This window comes from Butyrivibrio sp. INlla14, from assembly GCF_900102515.1.
GTDB lineage: Bacteria > Bacillota > Clostridia > Lachnospirales > Lachnospiraceae > Butyrivibrio.
Genome location: NZ_FMVS01000002.1, coordinates 72,177 through 88,631, shown reverse-complemented (window position 1 = coordinate 88,631; position 16,455 = coordinate 72,177). Strand labels below are relative to the sequence as shown.

Below are 16,455 nucleotides of genomic sequence, written 5' to 3'. Positions count from 1 at the left end.
AGGGGAAACGAATATGCCTAGTTTGGAACAAGCGGATCAGAAGGTTGTTTTTGGCCTTGATATTGGAACCAGAAGTGTTGTTGGAACAGTAGGTTACATGAGCGATGGACAGTTTAATGTAATTGCCCAGGCAGTCGAGAAGCACCAGACAAGAGCTATGCTGGATGGACAGATCCATGACATTGGCAAGGTTGGCATGACAATTCGTCTGGTAAAAGAAAAGCTTGAACAGCAGACAGATATCCATCTTACGGATGTATGTATTGCTGCGGCTGGTCGTGTGCTTAAAACTGTAAGGATCATGTATGACCATGAGTTTACTGACAATCATGATCTGACTGAGGAAGATATTTATAACCTGGACTCCGCAGCTGTTGAAAAGGCATATGCGCAGTTTCTCGAGGAGAACAGTTCTGGACTTAAATTCTATCTGGTAGGATATTCGGTAATGCATTATTACCTGGATGGTTACCAGATCGTAAATCTTGAAGGACACAGTGCAGGAAATGTAAGTGTCGAGCTGATTGCTACTTTCCTTCCTGATGACTGTGTTGACGGTCTATATAAAGCCTGTGAAAGAGCAGGTCTTAATGTCGCAAATTTAACTCTTGAGCCAATTGCAGCTATGATGGTTGCTATTCCGGACAGATTCAGGATGCTGAACCTGGCTCTTGTTGATGTGGGAGCTGGAACATCTGATATATGTGTAACTGATGATGGATCTATCACTGCCTATGGCATGCTACCTATAGCTGGTGATGATATTACTGAGATCATAGCCAAGAAATGTCTTGTTGACTTTAATACTGCTGACGAGATAAAAATCTCTTCAAGCCATCAACCTGAAGTGAAATACGTAGATATCATGGGGCTTGATAAGACTATTACTGCAGATGAGATAGCTGTTATCGTAAAGCCTCAGGTTGAGATGATGGCTAAAAAGGCAGTTGAGGAGATAAAACGTCTAAATGGTGATCAGCCTGTCAGTGCTGTGTTCGTTGTAGGCGGAGGTGGTTGCGTTCCAGGCTATACAGAGGCTATTGCCAGAGAAATGGGAATTCCTGATGAGAGAGTTGCTCTTAGAGGTGAAGAGGTTATGAAGAACATAACCTTCCTCAATAATGATGGTATTGAACGAGACTCACTTCTTGTAACGCCGCTTGGTATTTGTTTTAGCTACTATGAAGAGGCAAATAACTTTATCTTTGTATCTTTCAACGGGACTCAGACCAAGCTCTATGACAATGGCAAGCTTCAGATTGTTGATGCTGCTATGCAGGTTGCATTTCCTAATGAAGATCTTTTCCCAAAGAGAGGCGAAGAGCTTAAGTTTACAGTAAATGGAAAAGAGAGAACGCAAAGAGGCCAGTCGGGTGAAGCTGCAGTTATTTCTCTTAATGGTAAGCCGGCAGATATTCATAGTAAGATCCATGCCAATGATATTATCGATGTAAAGCCATCTACTGCAGGTGAACCTGGTAAAGCTACAATTGATAGTATTCCTGAATTTAAGACAAAATTCAATGTAAATGTAAATGGTAAAAATGTCGAGGCTTCAAGGTATGCGACTGTAAACGGAGAAGCTCAGACTGGCTTTTACAGCATAAAATCCGGGGATGACGTAAAGGTTCTTGATTACAACACTGCTGCTCAGATAGCGGAACTGATGGATATTACTATCACTGAAGATACTGTGATAATAGTTAATAACGAGCGTGGAGATGCCAATACTCCTGTTTATGAGAACTTCAAGGTTGAGTTCAAGGACCAGGAAGAAGCTTTAATGGAGTATTATGATGATCTTCCTGATGCTGACGAAGAGGCAATACGACTTGCCAACGAGGAAGCCTACGAAAGTGATGACAGGGATGTTAAGATCGTAGAGGGCAAGGATGGACAGCTTTCTTTCGAGGATCTTTCCAGTGAAGATGACTCTAAAGCTTTCGAAAATGATCCTGAGCCTGTCAAAAACATTTTAGCTCACGATCTTCACGTAACCATAAACAACGAGCCTCACACTCTTCACGGCAAGGCAGATTACATCTTTGTTGACATCTTTGATGCCATAGATTTTGACCTTTCAAAGCCTCAAGGCAGAGCAATCGTCACTACCCTAAACGGCGCCACTCCTGAATACATGCAGCCAATCCATGAAGGCGACCGCATCGAAGTCTACTGGAAAACCTGACAGAGCCTTGCTTGCTGATACTGGCTCCACTAAACAACTGCTTCCGCAGCCTTTCTTTTAATGCGCATGCTGCAGCTTAAACTTGCAGGACGGTTAGAAAAACTACAATTGAAAATGCCATGGCCCGCTCTGCGGGCGCTTACAAAAATGCGAAATCAACTTCTTCAAGTATACTTGAAAGATTGATTTCGCATTTTTTTATGGCGCAAGGCGCCAAATGGCATTTTCATATATACGTCTCTTTCCGTCCTGCTTCAAACAAAGCTTCGCATGCGCGGGAAAGGCTGCTTTGGGAGCATTAGAAAATGGCACTTTTTGCTAACGCTCGCGAGTATCAAATCCACCCGCCGAAGGCTCCGGGGCGAGCTGAGTTTAATTCGTAGGATTTTGGGACATCTTTGGGAAGGCCTTAAATCCCAGCGAGTGAACCGACAAAAAATCTTTTTGAACAAGAGGCCCCACTGCGCCGGGTGAAGGCGGCAAGTTTGTGGTGATTAGAAGAGAAAGGAGACTTTAGGTGGGGTGGGCTTTGCAGGTGGTAAAATGGGCGGAGTTTTGGTATGATTAGAACAGCGTTTTTTGAAAGGTTTTTATGTTTATGAGATTTACTAGTATTGCCAGTGGGAGCAGTGGGAATTGTACTTATATAGGGTCTGAGAGGACTCATATTTTGATAGATGCGGGAGTTTCCAAGAAGAGGATTGAAGAGGGGCTTAAGGAGCTTGAACTAGGACTGTCAGACCTTGATGCTATCTTTGTTACCCATGAGCATACGGACCATATTGCGGCTCTTCATACTATCTTAAAGAAATATGATATTCCAATTTATGCTACGAATGGCACTATTGAGGGAATTAAGTTTAGCGACAAAAAAGGTGAAATGCTGGATTCCAGATTTATTCCAGTTGAAACTGATAAAGAGGTTTCTGTTGGGGATATGATTTTAAATCCTATGAGAATTTCCCATGATGCCAATGAGCCTTGCGGATACAGGATCTTTTGCGGGGACAAGAAGATTGGCGTAGCTACCGATCTTGGATGCTATACTGATTATACTGTTGAATGCCTTCGGGACTGCGATGCTCTTTTACTTGAAGCTAATCATGATATCAGAATGCTCCAGACAGGGCCTTACCCTTATCAGCTAAAGCGCCGTATACTGGGCGACTCAGGACATTTATCCAACGAAAAGAGTGGAGAACTCCTATGCAAACTCCTTAATGATAAGATTAAGGGAATCTTTTTGGGACATTTATCAAAAGAGAATAATCTTCCGGAACTTGCTTATGAAACAGTAAGAGTTGAGATTGATATGGGAGAAAACCCTTATCATTCAAGCGATTTTGAGATAATGGTGGCTAATAGGTCAGAGATATCCCGAATTATTTATGTGTAGGAGTTTGTTCTGTAGAAATCTTTTTTATTTTTTTAAGTCAGGTTTCTGTATTAGCTGATGCAAAGATTAGTTGACATTTACCATTTATGTTGGTAAGTTTGAAGGAAATGAAAACAGTATCGGAGGAGCTTATGAACAAGACTATCATAACAGTTGTTGGTAAGGATACAGTAGGCATTATTGCCAAGGTTTGCACCTATCTTGCAGATTCTGGAATTAATATTCTGGATATTTCCCAGACTATTGTTAGCGGATATTTTAATATGATGATGATCGTTGATATGGCTGGTACAGCCAAGGACTTTAACCAGGTTGCTGACGATCTTGACAAGCTTGGCACAGAGATTGGTGTCGTTATTAAGTGTCAGAGAGAAGAAATTTTTGACTCAATGCACAGGATCTGATTCCTGTTTGTTTGGGTCTTTTCTTTTACATTTTTTTAAACGGAGATTGCTTTATGATAAATGTTAATGAAGTTATAGAAACCAATGACATGATAGAAAAAGAGAATCTGGATGTCAGGACCATCACCATGGGCATTAGCCTTCTTGATTGCATCAGTAATGACCTTCAAAAGCTCAATGAGAATATTTACAATAAGATCTATGAATCAGCCAAGGACCTTGTTAAGACTGGAGATCAGATAGCAAGGGAGTTTGGAGTTCCTATTGTTAACAAGAGAATTTCAGTTACTCCTATAGCGCTTGTGGGCGGGGCTGCCTGCAAGACTAAAGAGGACTTTGCATCAATTGCCAAGACACTTGATAGCGTTGCTAAAAAGGTTGGAGTAAACTTTATCGGTGGCTATTCAGCTCTTGTAAGTAAGGGAATGACAGAGGCTGACAGACTTCTTATTGAGTCTATCCCACTTGCCCTTTCTACAACAGATGTTGTCTGCTCATCTATAAATGTAGGCTCTACCAAGACAGGTATCAATATGGATGCTGTTCGTCTTATGGGCAGTATTGTAAAAGAAACTGCTGAGGCTACTAAGGATAAGGACTCCCTTGGCTGTGCCAAGCTGGTTATTTTCTGCAATGCACCAGATGACAACCCATTTATGGCAGGCGCCTTCCATGGCGTGACAGAAGCTGACAAGATTATTAATGTTGGCGTTTCAGGTCCTGGCGTTGTAAAGACAGCTCTTGAAAAGGTTAGGGGAGAAAGCTTTGAGGTTCTCTGCGAGACCATCAAGAAGACCGCATTTAAGGTTACAAGAGTAGGCCAGCTTGTAGCAAAAGAGGCATCAGAGAGACTTGGAGTTCCTTTCGGAATCATAGATCTTTCACTTGCTCCAACTCCAGCAATTGGAGACAGCGTAGCTGACATTCTTCATGAGATTGGTGTTGAGCATGCGGGAGCACCTGGAACTACTGCCGCTTTGGCTCTTTTAAATGATCAGGTTAAAAAAGGCGGTGTTATGGCATCTTCCTATGTAGGAGGCCTTTCAGGAGCCTTTATTCCTGTGAGTGAAGATCAGGGCATGATAAATGCAGTGGAAGCTGGTTGTCTTACTCTTGAAAAGCTCGAAGCCATGACCTGTGTATGCTCTGTTGGACTTGATATGATCGCTATTCCTGGAGATACCAAGGATACAACAATTGCCGGTATTATTGCTGATGAAATGGCAATTGGTATGATAAATCAGAAGACAACAGCGGTTCGTCTTATTCCTGTTATTGGAAAGGGTGTTGGCGAGACAGTTGAGTTTGGCGGACTTTTAGGCTATGCACCAATAATGCCTGTTAATCAGTTCTCCTGTGATGCCTTTGTAAATCGTGGTGGCAGGATTCCTGCTCCTGTTCATAGCTTTAAGAATTAAAAGCGCAGGACTAATTTAGAGATAGATAACTGTATAAAAATATATAAAAGAGATAAGGATACCTGTATGGATCCTTATCTTTTTTGATATATTAAATCTCTTCAGATTTCCTATGACATTACAATATTTTGGAATATTTACAAAAGGTCTTGCAATTATACGAAAATGAGAATACTATATTAACTGTACTAGATATATTAGTACAGTTAATATGAAACAGTTTTTTTTATCTTGCACAATACACCTGGTCAGTCTTAGTGAAACTATTAACTAATAATTATGGTGGGGATGATATGAATCTAATTGACTATCAGGATAGCAGACCTATCTACGAACAAATTGTTGAAAATTTTAAAACCCAAATGTACAAGGGAATTCTTCAGGCTGATGATCAGATGCCATCAGTCAGGAGCCTTGCTATGGAACTGTCTACAAATCCTAATACAGTTCAGAAGGCCTATGCAGAGCTTGAGAGGCAGGGCTTTATTTATACTGTAAAGGGGCGAGGGAACTTTGTTAAGGGTAATTCCTCGATGATGGACAACAAGAAGAATGAGCTTATAAATGCTATAACTGAGCTTTTTAGGGAAGCGCAGGACATTGGGATTCCAATTGATGAGCTTGTAGATGAAATCAAAAAGCGCCTGAGCAGTATGGGGATTGTAGCATGCGCTGCATCTGAAAAATTAGGGAAAGAGGGAGGTTATCATGATTGAACTTATAGAACTAGTAAAAGATTTTGATGACATCAAAGCTGTCAATCATGTCACTATGTCCATATTAGATGGGGAAGTGTTTGGACTTGTTGGAACAAACGGAGCAGGAAAGAGCACAATACTCAGAATTATTTCTGGCGTTATAAAGCCAGATAAGGGAATTGTCTGTGTGGACAACAGACCGGTTTATGATAACCCTGAAGTTAAAAAGAATATATTTTACATATCAGATGACCAATACTTCCTTCCAAATTCTACACCTGAGGAAATGGCTGATTACTACCAGGAAATCTACGATAACTTCGACAAGCTTCGCTTTTTTAAGCTTTGCGGCGGTTTCGGCCTAGATATTAAGCGTAGGATCAGCTCTTTTTCCAAGGGTATGAAAAAGCAGGTATCAATTCTTCTTGGTATATGTTCAGGAACCAAGTATTTATTATGCGATGAGACTTTTGATGGTCTTGACCCTGTTGTAAGACAGGGGGTAAAGAGCCTTTTTGCTGCAGAGATGGCAGACAGAGGCCTTACACCTATAATTGCTTCCCACAACCTTAGAGAGCTTGAGGATATCTGTGATCATATAGGCCTTCTTCATAAGGGAGGAGTGATCCTTTCAGAGGATCTTAGCGACATGAAGCTCAAGATGCAGAAGGTACAGTGCGTATTTACAAGCGAAGATGATGAAAAGGCAGCTCTTGAGGGAATAGATATTCTGATCCATGAAAAGAGAGGAAGACTTCACACCATCACGATGCGAGGAGAAAGAGAAGATATAGAGGCGGCTTTTAAGAGAGGAAATCCTGTATTTTTCGAAGTATTGCCACTTTCCTTAGAGGAGATATTCATTAGTGAAACGGAGGTAGTAGGGTATGACATCCGCAAGTTTATCCTTGAGTAATAGAATTTCTAATCACAAGAAATACGTAACAAGAACTCTTTGGTCTTCTATAATTGGCTTTCTTTTAATGGCAATTTACTACATTCTTGGTGTGGCAGTAATGGTCTCAAGATCTATCAATTATGGAAAGATATACCACCAGAGCCCTGAGTATATGTATCACGAGATGCAGAATGCTGTGACAAGGGTTATGGGATTTGAGCAGCTTGGATGGATCCTGGTAGTTGGCATAGCTATCGCCTTTGCATTTCAGGGCTTTTCCTACGTCTTTGAACAGAAGAAGCTTGACTTTTATCTGAGTCAGCCAACAACAAGAGCTGAGAGAATGAGGAAAACATATTTTAAAGCAATTTCTACATTCCTCATAATGTACATTTCTGTTAATGCCATTGCACTTTTAGTTGCAACCTGTATGGGAGCCATGAGCAGAGTAGTTTTGGTTTCTGTACTTATAGAAACTCTTCGAAGCTTTGTTTTGTTTTTTACTATATATAACATTACAGTTCTGGCAATCCTCTTGTGTGGAAGCCTTCCAATTGCAATGCTTGTAATGGCATTTTTGATGCTGATATCTGTTGTATATGGTTATGTTTTTACAAGCTACAAGGAGCTTTTTTTCTCAACTTATGCGGCAAGAGGGGATGGATATGTAATAGCATCACCTCTCTATGATAGATTTATTATCATGAAAATGATGCTTGATCTGACTAGAGGGAGAGGAGAATTATATAATACTTCTCTGGGGTCTGTATTTGAATGTTTTAAAGAGACTATTTCTTATGATGTAGATATTCTGGTTGTAGGTCTGTTGGCATTTGTCTGCGTTGCTGTAATCAGCAGATTCAGAAAGGCTGAACATGCCGGGAAAGCTATTGTTTTCAGACCTTTTAGATGGATTGCCAAGATATTATCCTGCGTAGTTATAGGTCTTGCCAGTGGCTTCATATTCTATAGCATGAATGATTATGTCTGGGACAATGGTTCAAAGTTTTTCATCATGATGTTTGGCATAATGGTCCTTGGAACAGTTATTTCCGGATGCATTATCGAGGCAATCCTTGATGGCAACATTAAGAGCTTTATTCAGGGAAAAGCTCAGACAATCATGGCTGTGGCTATAGCTTCACTTATATTTGTGATTTTTAAGGGTGACCTTTTGGGATATGACTGTTATGTGCCTTCCAGGGATAAAATTGAGAGCTGTGCATTTCTTGAATCAGGCTATGAGTACACAATTTACGAAAATGGACAGTTCAAGGACGGCTATAATATGCCGGAAGACTACATGTTTATTACTGACATTGACTCCTTCGTTGAGCTTTCAAAGATTGGAATGAGCACCAAAAAGAAGTGGGCCGAATATGATAGAACAGGAAATTATCACGATCTTGGATGGAGCGAAACTATTGTATACAGGCTAAAGAATGGCAGAAGCGTATATAGAGATATCTGTATTCCTTATGACATTGACGAACAGCTCCTTTCAAAGCTAATAGATTCTGATGAATATAAGAAGGGTTATTTTGTATGCTTCCATGATGAGGATATGAGGGAGTTTGATGCTGCAAATGCCAAGACAGGAACTGTTAGCTATATATCAGGACCTGCTCAGAAAGTTACTTCTGATATTCCTTATGCTGAGCTGAGCGATGCTTATAGAAAAGATATAGATAAATATTTTACTTATGAAATGGCCAAGGATACAGTGCCTGTCGGTCAGATTTCATATGACAATAATACTAATCACGGCTATGCGTCTACTACAATGAACGTATATGACTGCTATACTAATACGATAGATGTACTTAAAAAGTATGGTGTATTTGTAGAAAGCACATTGGACGTAGAACAAATAGAAAGTATAGAGGTAACTAATTACTATCCGGGATATGATCTTGAGAGCCAGGATTTGGATGAAATTGATATAAATGTTGAATCAAAATCAATTACCTATACCGAAAAGGAACAAATTAGCGATATAATAGAAAATGTAGTGTCCGATCCTTACTACAGCAGATGGTATAGACGTGACAAACTGGTAAATGATCAGTTTTACGTTTTGATCAATTTTAAAAAGACTGGGGAGTCTAATAGTAATTACGCATCTTATTATTCTTTTGAAATGGGGAAGGTACCTGATTTTGTTTATTCCGACACCAACTAAACTAACAACACTTCAGAAGAAAAAGCTTATTTCCTGGCTTTTTCTTCTGCCTTCACTACTTGGAGTCATTTTGTTTTTTGTGGCTCCTTTTGGAGTAGTTATTTATTATTCAATGATAAATAACCCCATTCAGAAAGAATTTGTAGGCTTTGATAATTTTATAAATGTATGGAACAATGCAGCTTTTAAGCAGGCTGCCAGCAATTCCCTTATTTTTTCACTTATTGCGGTTCCGTTGGCAGTTGTTTTATCACTGTTTCTTGCAGCTGTTATGGAGTCAAGGATTCCCTTTAAGAGTTATTTCAGGACCTTTTTCTTAAGCCCTCTTATGGTGCCAACTGCTTCTGTTGTTCTTATCTGGCAGGTTATGTTTCACCATAATGGAATAGTCAATAATTTTATGGTTTTCTTTGGACAGAATAAGGTAGACTGGCTTAAATCCGATAAAGCCGCCATCGTAATCGTAGCTCTTTTCCTATGGAAGAACCTTGGATACAACATGATTCTGTTTATGTCAGCTCTTGCAAGTATTCCCAAGGATCTTTTGGAGGTTGCAGCCCTTGAAAATGCCAATAAATGGCAGGTCTTCTGGATTGTTAAGGTAAGATATATGTCATCCACGATATTGTTCGTGGCTATCATGTCACTGATAAGCTCCTTTAAGGTGTTTAGAGAGGTTTATCTTATGACAGGAGATTATCCATATCAGACGTTGTATATTTTGCAGCACTTTATGAATAACACCTTTGCTTCTCTTGACTATCAGAAATTATCATCAGCAGCCATTATCATGTTTATTGTAGTTACTATACTGGTGTACATCATGTATGCAATAGAGAACTGGTTTGGCAAGGATATAGAAGGGTAAAAGAGAAGATGAGCACGCAGGTTGGATTTAGACAAAAAGCTAAAAAGAAAAAAATAAGAATAGATAATTTTAAGACTGTACTTGTTACCGTGGCTGCTATTATATTTGCTTTCATATTTCTTTTGCCAACGATCCTGACAGTTACGAATTCATTTATGTCGGCATCAGAAATAAGCGCCAATTACGGATCAATATTTGCTACGACGGAAAAAGGCGGCAAGGTATTTATTTCAAAGACAGTAAACCTTAAGTTTATTCCGGATATGGTATCTTTCTCCCAGTATTACACAGTTTTGTTTAAGAGCCCGGAGTATTTATTCAAATTCTGGAATTCAATAATATATGTTGGCCCTATTGTAGTGTTTCAGCTACTGATAGCAACGTTGGCTTCATATGGCTTTGCAAGATACTCAGGGAAACTTAAGAATGCAATATTTTTTGCATATATCATTATGATGCTGATGCCTTACCAGGTTACGCTGGTTCCTAATTTCCTGGTATCTAGGGCAATTGGTATATATGGAACCAAATGGGCTATCTGGCTTCCAGGTATTTTTTCACCCTTTGCGGTGTACCTTCTTACTAAGTTCATGAGAAGGATACCAACTGAGGTGATGGAGGCAGCTTCGATTGATGGGGCTGATGAATGGTATATCTTTTCAAGGATATGCTTTCCACTCTGTAAGGGCGGTATAGCTTCTATTTCCATTTTGGTATTCTTTGATTACTGGAACATGGTTGAGCAGCCACTGATTCTTTTACCGGATTCAGATATGCACCCACTTTCGGTGTTCCTATCCAAGATAAATGCAGGCGAGATTTCTCTTGCCTTCGCAGTTGCAGTTATATATCTGGTTCCGCCGCTTCTTATTTTCCTGTACGGCGAGGACTATCTGGTAGAGGGAATCTCTTACCAGGGGGGAATAAAAGGTTAAGTAAAAGGGAGAGTTAATAGAAATGTCAGATTTTAAGGATAATGAAAAAGAGATAGTTGAAGTGGTAGAGACTGATGGAACTTCAGCTCTTGCGCCAAAAGATAATGGCAAAAAGCCGGTAAATAAAAAGGATATGATAAAGAATGTTGCTATCGGATTTTTGTCTGTGATGCTTCTTCTTACATTCTTTTCAAATACCATTATGAATTATTCACTGCCTCAGGTGGCTACACAGAGTATTTCATATGGCTCTATCAGCCCTCAGATAAGAGGGACAGGAACGGTCAGTGCTGAAGATCCTTACAATATTACGGTTAAGGAGACCAGAAAGATCACTGGAGTTGCTGTTAAGGAAGGCGCTCACGTAGAGATTGGCGATGTTATTTACTATCTTGAGGACAACGAATCTGAGGAGCTTAAGACTGCCAAGGAAAAGCTTAATGATGCGCAGACGTCTTATGAGCAGGCTCTTTTTTCAGGGGATGTTCCAGATGATGTCATCTCAAGAGTTAGAAGCGGTAGCACAGCTACAATGGACTCTTACCAGCTTAAGCTTAAAGAGGTAACTACAGCCTACGATAATGCCAAGGCTGTGGCAGACGCAGCAACCAAGGCCAAGGAATATCTTCAGAAATTAAAGACTACAGATGCAAATGCAATTGAATATAACAAGCTTACCTATGAGTATGAAAATGCTATGGCTGCTTATGAGATAGCGAAGATTGAAGGTTCTGATATGTCCAAGGAAGATAAGAATAATGCAGAGAGACAGTGGAATCTTGATACACAGGACAATAAGAGAGAGCAGACTGAGCTTGCTACTTATAAGAGCCAGATAGAGCTTAGCTATGATAGTAAGATTCTTGAAGCTACAGCTAATGAGACTGAAGCCAAGAAGCAGCTTGAGGATGCAGAAAAAGAAAAGACTAAGGTCACAACTGCCATTAAGACAGAGATTTCTCTTTGTCAGCAGAGAGATAAGATAAAGGAACTTAAGGAAAAGATTGCCAAGCTTGAAGAAGAGTCTGTAGGAGCTTCGATCAAGACTCCTGTTGCAGGAATTGTTTCTTCACTTGCCAAGGCATCTGGCGAAACTATAAATGCTGATGAAGCTGCTGCAGTTATTCAGGTTGATGGAAAAGACATGACAACAAGCTTTTCTGTTACTAATCAGCAGGCACAGAAATTAAAGATAGGTGATGCTGCAAAGCCTCAGAATGCATGGATGTTTGGCGATGATTTCAAGGCTACACTGATTTCAATCAAAAACGACAAGAAAGATCCAGCAAATAGAAAGCTTTTAACATTTAAGGTTGAGAGTAAGGATATAACTCCTGGACAGTCTATATCTCTTGCTATCGGAGAGAGATCAGTTGATTATGACATGGTCGTTCCAAACAGTGCAATAAAGACAGGTACTGCCAGCAAGTTTGTTCTTGTAGTTAAGAGTAAATCAAGCCCTCTTGGAAACAGATATATTGCTACCAAGGTTGACGTAGATGTCCTTGCTTCTGATGACAATTATTCAGCTATAACAGCAGCACTTGATGGTGATGAGTACGTTATTACCACATCAAATAAGCCTGTTAAGTCAGGGGAACAGGTGAGGCTTGCAAATAACTAATGATTTTTGAAAAAATTTGGGGATATATAAAAAAATTCTTTTCCAATAGGAAAAGAAATATAGTACTTATCATTGTTTTATGCCTCTTGGTTATTGACCTGGTGCTTGGACTTATCAGCAGAGTAATTATTTCAGGGCTTCCAGATCAGCTCGGGGCAAGTCGCTGGGAGTATGACGGTAAAGTGGCGCAGGTTAGTCTCTTTTTTACCGAGGATAGAGAAATTACACCAAGCGAGATAAGAAAACTTGAATATACCATGGAGCTGGAGCTGCAAAAGGCAGGACTTATGCCTGAGGAAGAGGAAGATGTTCATAGTGATGGCAAGGAAATAGTAGATACCATTGATATAGGACATGAGAATACTCCAAAAGAGGAGGAAGCATCCGTTATATCAGATTTGTATAATAGCTGCTACAGTGCTCAGGGACTTTCAACATTAAGGTTTGAAAACAAAAAAGCGGAGAACGTTGATACAATTGGTGTTGATGGGGATTTTTTCTTTTTCCATCCTATGGAACTTGTGGCAGGGTCCTATTTTATGCCTGATGATGTGATGAAGGATAAGATAGTTATCGATGAGCAGCTTGCATGGGAGCTTTTTGGCTCAAACGATATCATAGGGCAGTGCGTAACTATTGGTGGAATCAATCATTATGTTTCGGGAGTCGTCAAAAGACAGGAAGGAAAATTAAAAGATGCTGCCGGATTGTCAAAGTGTATCGTATATATGTCATATGATTCCCTTTCAAGATATGGCGAGATACTAAGTGGTAAGACAAGTTCGGTTGATTTATCGGAAGATGGCAGCAAGGCTAATATCGGTGGTATTAACTGCTATGAAGTTGTTATGCCAAGCCCTGTAGATGGTATTGCTGCCCAGATTATAAGGACCAGCTCTGGATTCGATGATCAGTATATTACAGTAGTTGATAATTCTGACAGATTTTCTTTTTTCAAGCTCTGGGAAGTATCCAGAAGCTTTGGAAAAAGAAGTATGTGGGACAAGCCAATCTTTTATCCTTATTGGGAAAATCTTGCCAGAGGATATGAGGATATTCTTGCACTTTTAAATCTTGTAAGAACGGTATGCATAGTAGTTATATCTGTGATACTGGCGGTCTTGGTCGTACTTGCTTATAGGAATAAAAAATGGACAGTAAGAGGTATTGTTAATTACCTGGCAGATAAGAAATATGATTTTGAATCTGACAGGCAAAAGAAACTGCTGGAAAAGCAAAATGATACTAAATGAGAGAGGAGATTATGAAAATGAAAGGTTACTTAAAAAGAGGCCTGTGCATAGGAATGGCCATGGCTTTAGCTTTTTCTTTTACCGGATGTGGAAAAGAAAAAAAGCCAGGTAACGAGCTTTTAGAAGAAGCTTCAAAAGCTTCAAAAGACCATGTATTTTCGGCTAATGCTGTTGATATTGATGGCTTATCAGAAAACATTAACAGAGTAGGGGCTATTGGAGACAGAGTTTATGCTGTTTCTTCTTCAGGAGATGATTATGTTTATGTATATACATTTAATCCTGATGGATCAGATTTAAAGACCACTAAGATTCCATCGGCTTATAATATGTATTATCAGAATGCTTGCCCTGATAAGGATGGTAATGTTTATGCTGTCTGCTATAAGTACAATTATGAATATGAGGACGAAGAGACATCTGATGAGTCTGCGGATGAGACTTCAGAAGATGAGGAGATAGGTGTAGCTCATGCAGGCGAAGAAGCTTCTGAGGAAGCATCAGAAGAAGTCTCTGAAGAAGTCTCTGAAGAAGTCTTAGAAGAAGCTTCAGAGGAAACTTCTGAAGAGGTCTCTGAAAATGAAGAAGATAAAGAAATAGTAGATTCTGAGCAGGAAAGCTATTTTGTTAAGTACGACTCTGATGGAAATCTTCTTTATCAGGTTGACTTAATGAAAGAATTCGCAAGCGATGAAGACTACTTTGATGTTCACGACTTTACTGTAACAGATGATGGAATTATCCTGTTTTCTATGGAAAAGGGAATCTTTACCTATTCAGAGGAAAACGGCTTTAAGACTGTGGTAGACAACGCAGGACAGTACATGTATTACTACTTCCAGAAAGGCTTTAATGGCAAGCTTTTTGTTAGCTACTATGGAGATACAGGATATTGCCTTAGCACTTTTGACCCTAAAGATGGAAAGATTGGTGAGCCTTCTAAGGTTTTGGGAAATGGTGATTATTCATTCTTTGGAGGAAACGGATATGATCTGTATATCAGCGATAACACTGCCTTTTATGGCTATGATGCTGCATCCGACACCAAGACCAAAATTTTAGATTATGTTGATTCTGATATTCAGCTTACAAATTCTACCAGCCTTGCAGTTGCAATAAGTGATGTGGAATTCCTTGCTTGTATACCAGATGAGGAGTATAATTTCCATCTTTACAGACTTAATAAGATTCCACCAGAGCAGGTAAAAGACAAACAGATACTCACACTTGGCGGATACTATATTGATTATGATATTAGAAGATTGGTCTATGATTTTAATCAAAAGAGCAATGACTACAAGATTAAGTTTGTAGATTATTCTTCTTTTGATAATGAAGATTCATATGGTGCTGGCGCCGAGAAATTTAATATGGATATTATATCTGGTAATACGCCTGATATCATTGTTGTTGGCAATGAGATGCCTGTAGACAGCTATATTAATAAGGGACTTTTCCTTGATCTGACTCCATATTTTGAAAAAGATCCTGATATATCTGAAAGCGACATGGTTACAAATGTATTTGATGCTCTAAAAACAAATGGCAAGACTTATCAGGTTGTTCCTAAATTTATGATAGGGACTATGCTTGTAAAGACTAAATATGTAGAGGGTAAAGATACAATTACATTTGATGAATGCAAAAAGCTTATTCAAGAGACTGGAGTAAATCAGCAGTATGCTTTTGGAATTATTCCAAGAAGTGCATTTCTTGATGAGGGACTTAAATATGCTGGTAAAAATTATATCGATTGGGAAAACAAGACTTGTCACTTTGACAGCGAGTCTTTTGTGAATTTCCTTGAGTATAGTAAGAACTTCATGGAAGAGATACCAGATAGTGCATATGATTCTGTAAAGGATACAGCTTACCTTAATGATGAGGCTCTGTTTAATATAACAAGCATTAATTCATTTAGAGCTTACAATCAGTATAAGAAGGGATATTTCGGCTCAGATGTAACCATGATTGGATATCCTAATGAACTAGGAGTTAATAGTTCGAGCATTTATCCGCTTCTTAGAGTTGCTGTAAGCGCGCAGAGCAAGAATAAAGATGCAGCCTGGGAGTTCGTCAAGAAATTCTATTCTGACGAATATCAGAAAGAGGTTTATGAATTCCCTATCACTAAAGCTGCTTTTGAGGAAAGTGGAAAGCTGGCAACTCAGAAGCCGTTTTATATGGATGGCGACGAAAAGGTAGAATATGATGATTACTACTACAGGGGTGATGAGGAAATAAAGCTTGAACCTATGTCTTTAGAGGAAGTTGCAGAAGTAACTAATTTCATCAAATCCTTGAATCAGGTTTATAGCAGTAACGATAGTATTGATAGCATCATCACAGAAGAGGCTTCTGCCTTCTATAGCGGACAGAAAACAGCAAAGGAAGTTGCTGATATTATCCAGAGTAGAGTATCAATCTATGTAAATGAAAATAGTTAATAATGAACGTTAAAAAGATAAAATATTAACTACAAAATAACATTTTTGTCGAGAATTTTTCGAAAATACAATATTTTGTTACAGAATTATTTGAAAAATGCACAAATTAGACCCTATCTAAATGGTGAAAGCGCCTAAAGTTAC

The 16,455-nt window shown here is 39.2% G+C and carries 12 protein-coding genes; all 12 read left to right on the top strand.

Going from position 1 to position 16,455, the window contains the following annotated elements; translation table 11 throughout:
- Positions 1–13: 13 nt before the first annotated feature.
- The 12 genes from BLO53_RS00385 (at position 14) to BLO53_RS00330 (ending at position 16,311) form a co-directional block, all read left to right on the top strand.
- Positions 14–2,188, top strand: a complete 2,175-nt coding sequence (locus BLO53_RS00385) for a cell division protein FtsA (protein ID WP_092058185.1) — start codon at positions 14–16, stop codon at positions 2,186–2,188.
- 598 nt (positions 2,189–2,786) lie between these two features.
- Entirely contained in the window at positions 2,787–3,584 is a 798-nt protein-coding gene (locus tag BLO53_RS00380) for an MBL fold metallo-hydrolase (protein ID WP_092058503.1), read from the top strand.
- A gap of 131 nt (positions 3,585–3,715) precedes the next feature.
- Positions 3,716–3,988 carry an ACT domain-containing protein gene (locus tag BLO53_RS00375; protein ID WP_026487928.1) on the top strand — a complete coding sequence of 91 codons (273 nt, stop codon included), beginning with the start codon at positions 3,716–3,718 and terminating at the stop codon, positions 3,986–3,988.
- Between the two features lie 53 nt (positions 3,989–4,041).
- Complete coding sequence (locus BLO53_RS00370) at positions 4,042–5,406, top strand: PFL family protein (protein WP_092058183.1); 1,365 nt, start codon at positions 4,042–4,044, stop codon at positions 5,404–5,406.
- A 293-nt stretch (positions 5,407–5,699) separates the two neighbouring features.
- Positions 5,700–6,122 (top strand): GntR family transcriptional regulator, encoded by a 423-nt coding sequence (locus BLO53_RS00365; RefSeq protein WP_092058181.1) that lies wholly within the window; start codon positions 5,700–5,702, stop codon positions 6,120–6,122.
- Positions 6,115–7,020, top strand: coding sequence for an ABC transporter ATP-binding protein (locus BLO53_RS00360; protein WP_092058179.1), 906 nt, complete (start codon positions 6,115–6,117; stop codon positions 7,018–7,020). The genes BLO53_RS00365 and BLO53_RS00360 overlap by 8 nt, the downstream gene beginning before the upstream one ends.
- Positions 6,992–9,184, top strand: a complete 2,193-nt coding sequence (locus BLO53_RS00355) for a DUF6449 domain-containing protein (RefSeq protein WP_092058176.1) — start codon at positions 6,992–6,994, stop codon at positions 9,182–9,184. The genes BLO53_RS00360 and BLO53_RS00355 overlap by 29 nt, the downstream gene beginning before the upstream one ends.
- Positions 9,162–10,052, top strand: a complete 891-nt coding sequence (locus BLO53_RS00350) for a carbohydrate ABC transporter permease (protein ID WP_242875258.1) — start codon at positions 9,162–9,164, stop codon at positions 10,050–10,052. Before BLO53_RS00355 ends, BLO53_RS00350 begins: the two co-directional genes overlap by 23 nt.
- Before the next feature lie 8 nt (positions 10,053–10,060).
- Entirely contained in the window at positions 10,061–10,987 is a 927-nt protein-coding gene (locus BLO53_RS00345) for a carbohydrate ABC transporter permease (protein WP_051196710.1), read from the top strand.
- A 22-nt stretch (positions 10,988–11,009) separates the two neighbouring features.
- Positions 11,010–12,611, top strand: a complete 1,602-nt coding sequence (locus BLO53_RS00340) for an HlyD family efflux transporter periplasmic adaptor subunit (protein WP_092058172.1) — start codon at positions 11,010–11,012, stop codon at positions 12,609–12,611.
- Complete coding sequence (locus BLO53_RS00335; RefSeq protein ID WP_092058170.1) at positions 12,611–13,864, top strand: ABC transporter permease; 1,254 nt, start codon at positions 12,611–12,613, stop codon at positions 13,862–13,864. The genes BLO53_RS00340 and BLO53_RS00335 overlap by 1 nt, the downstream gene beginning before the upstream one ends.
- A gap of 17 nt (positions 13,865–13,881) precedes the next feature.
- Positions 13,882–16,311, top strand: coding sequence for an ABC transporter substrate-binding protein (locus tag BLO53_RS00330; RefSeq protein WP_092058168.1), 2,430 nt, complete (start codon positions 13,882–13,884; stop codon positions 16,309–16,311).
- Positions 16,312–16,455: the final 144 nt, after the last annotated feature.

What these genes read in the sequence shown, in the direction of transcription:
- BLO53_RS00385 (WP_092058185.1), top strand. Translation starts at nt 14, where the DNA reads ATGCCTAGTTTGGAACAAGCGGATCAGAAGGTTGTTTTTGGCCTTGAT.
- BLO53_RS00330 (WP_092058168.1), top strand. Translation starts at nt 13,882, where the DNA reads ATGAAAGGTTACTTAAAAAGAGGCCTGTGCATAGGAATGGCCATGGCT.
- BLO53_RS00380 (WP_092058503.1), top strand. Translation starts at nt 2,787, where the DNA reads ATGAGATTTACTAGTATTGCCAGTGGGAGCAGTGGGAATTGTACTTAT.
- BLO53_RS00355 (WP_092058176.1), top strand. Translation starts at nt 6,992, where the DNA reads ATGACATCCGCAAGTTTATCCTTGAGTAATAGAATTTCTAATCACAAG.
- BLO53_RS00375 (WP_026487928.1), top strand. Translation starts at nt 3,716, where the DNA reads ATGAACAAGACTATCATAACAGTTGTTGGTAAGGATACAGTAGGCATT.
- BLO53_RS00370 (WP_092058183.1), top strand. Translation starts at nt 4,042, where the DNA reads ATGATAAATGTTAATGAAGTTATAGAAACCAATGACATGATAGAAAAA.
- BLO53_RS00360 (WP_092058179.1), top strand. Translation starts at nt 6,115, where the DNA reads ATGATTGAACTTATAGAACTAGTAAAAGATTTTGATGACATCAAAGCT.
- BLO53_RS00365 (WP_092058181.1), top strand. Translation starts at nt 5,700, where the DNA reads ATGAATCTAATTGACTATCAGGATAGCAGACCTATCTACGAACAAATT.
- BLO53_RS00335 (WP_092058170.1), top strand. Translation starts at nt 12,611, where the DNA reads ATGATTTTTGAAAAAATTTGGGGATATATAAAAAAATTCTTTTCCAAT.
- BLO53_RS00340 (WP_092058172.1), top strand. Translation starts at nt 11,010, where the DNA reads ATGTCAGATTTTAAGGATAATGAAAAAGAGATAGTTGAAGTGGTAGAG.
- BLO53_RS00345 (WP_051196710.1), top strand. Translation starts at nt 10,061, where the DNA reads ATGAGCACGCAGGTTGGATTTAGACAAAAAGCTAAAAAGAAAAAAATA.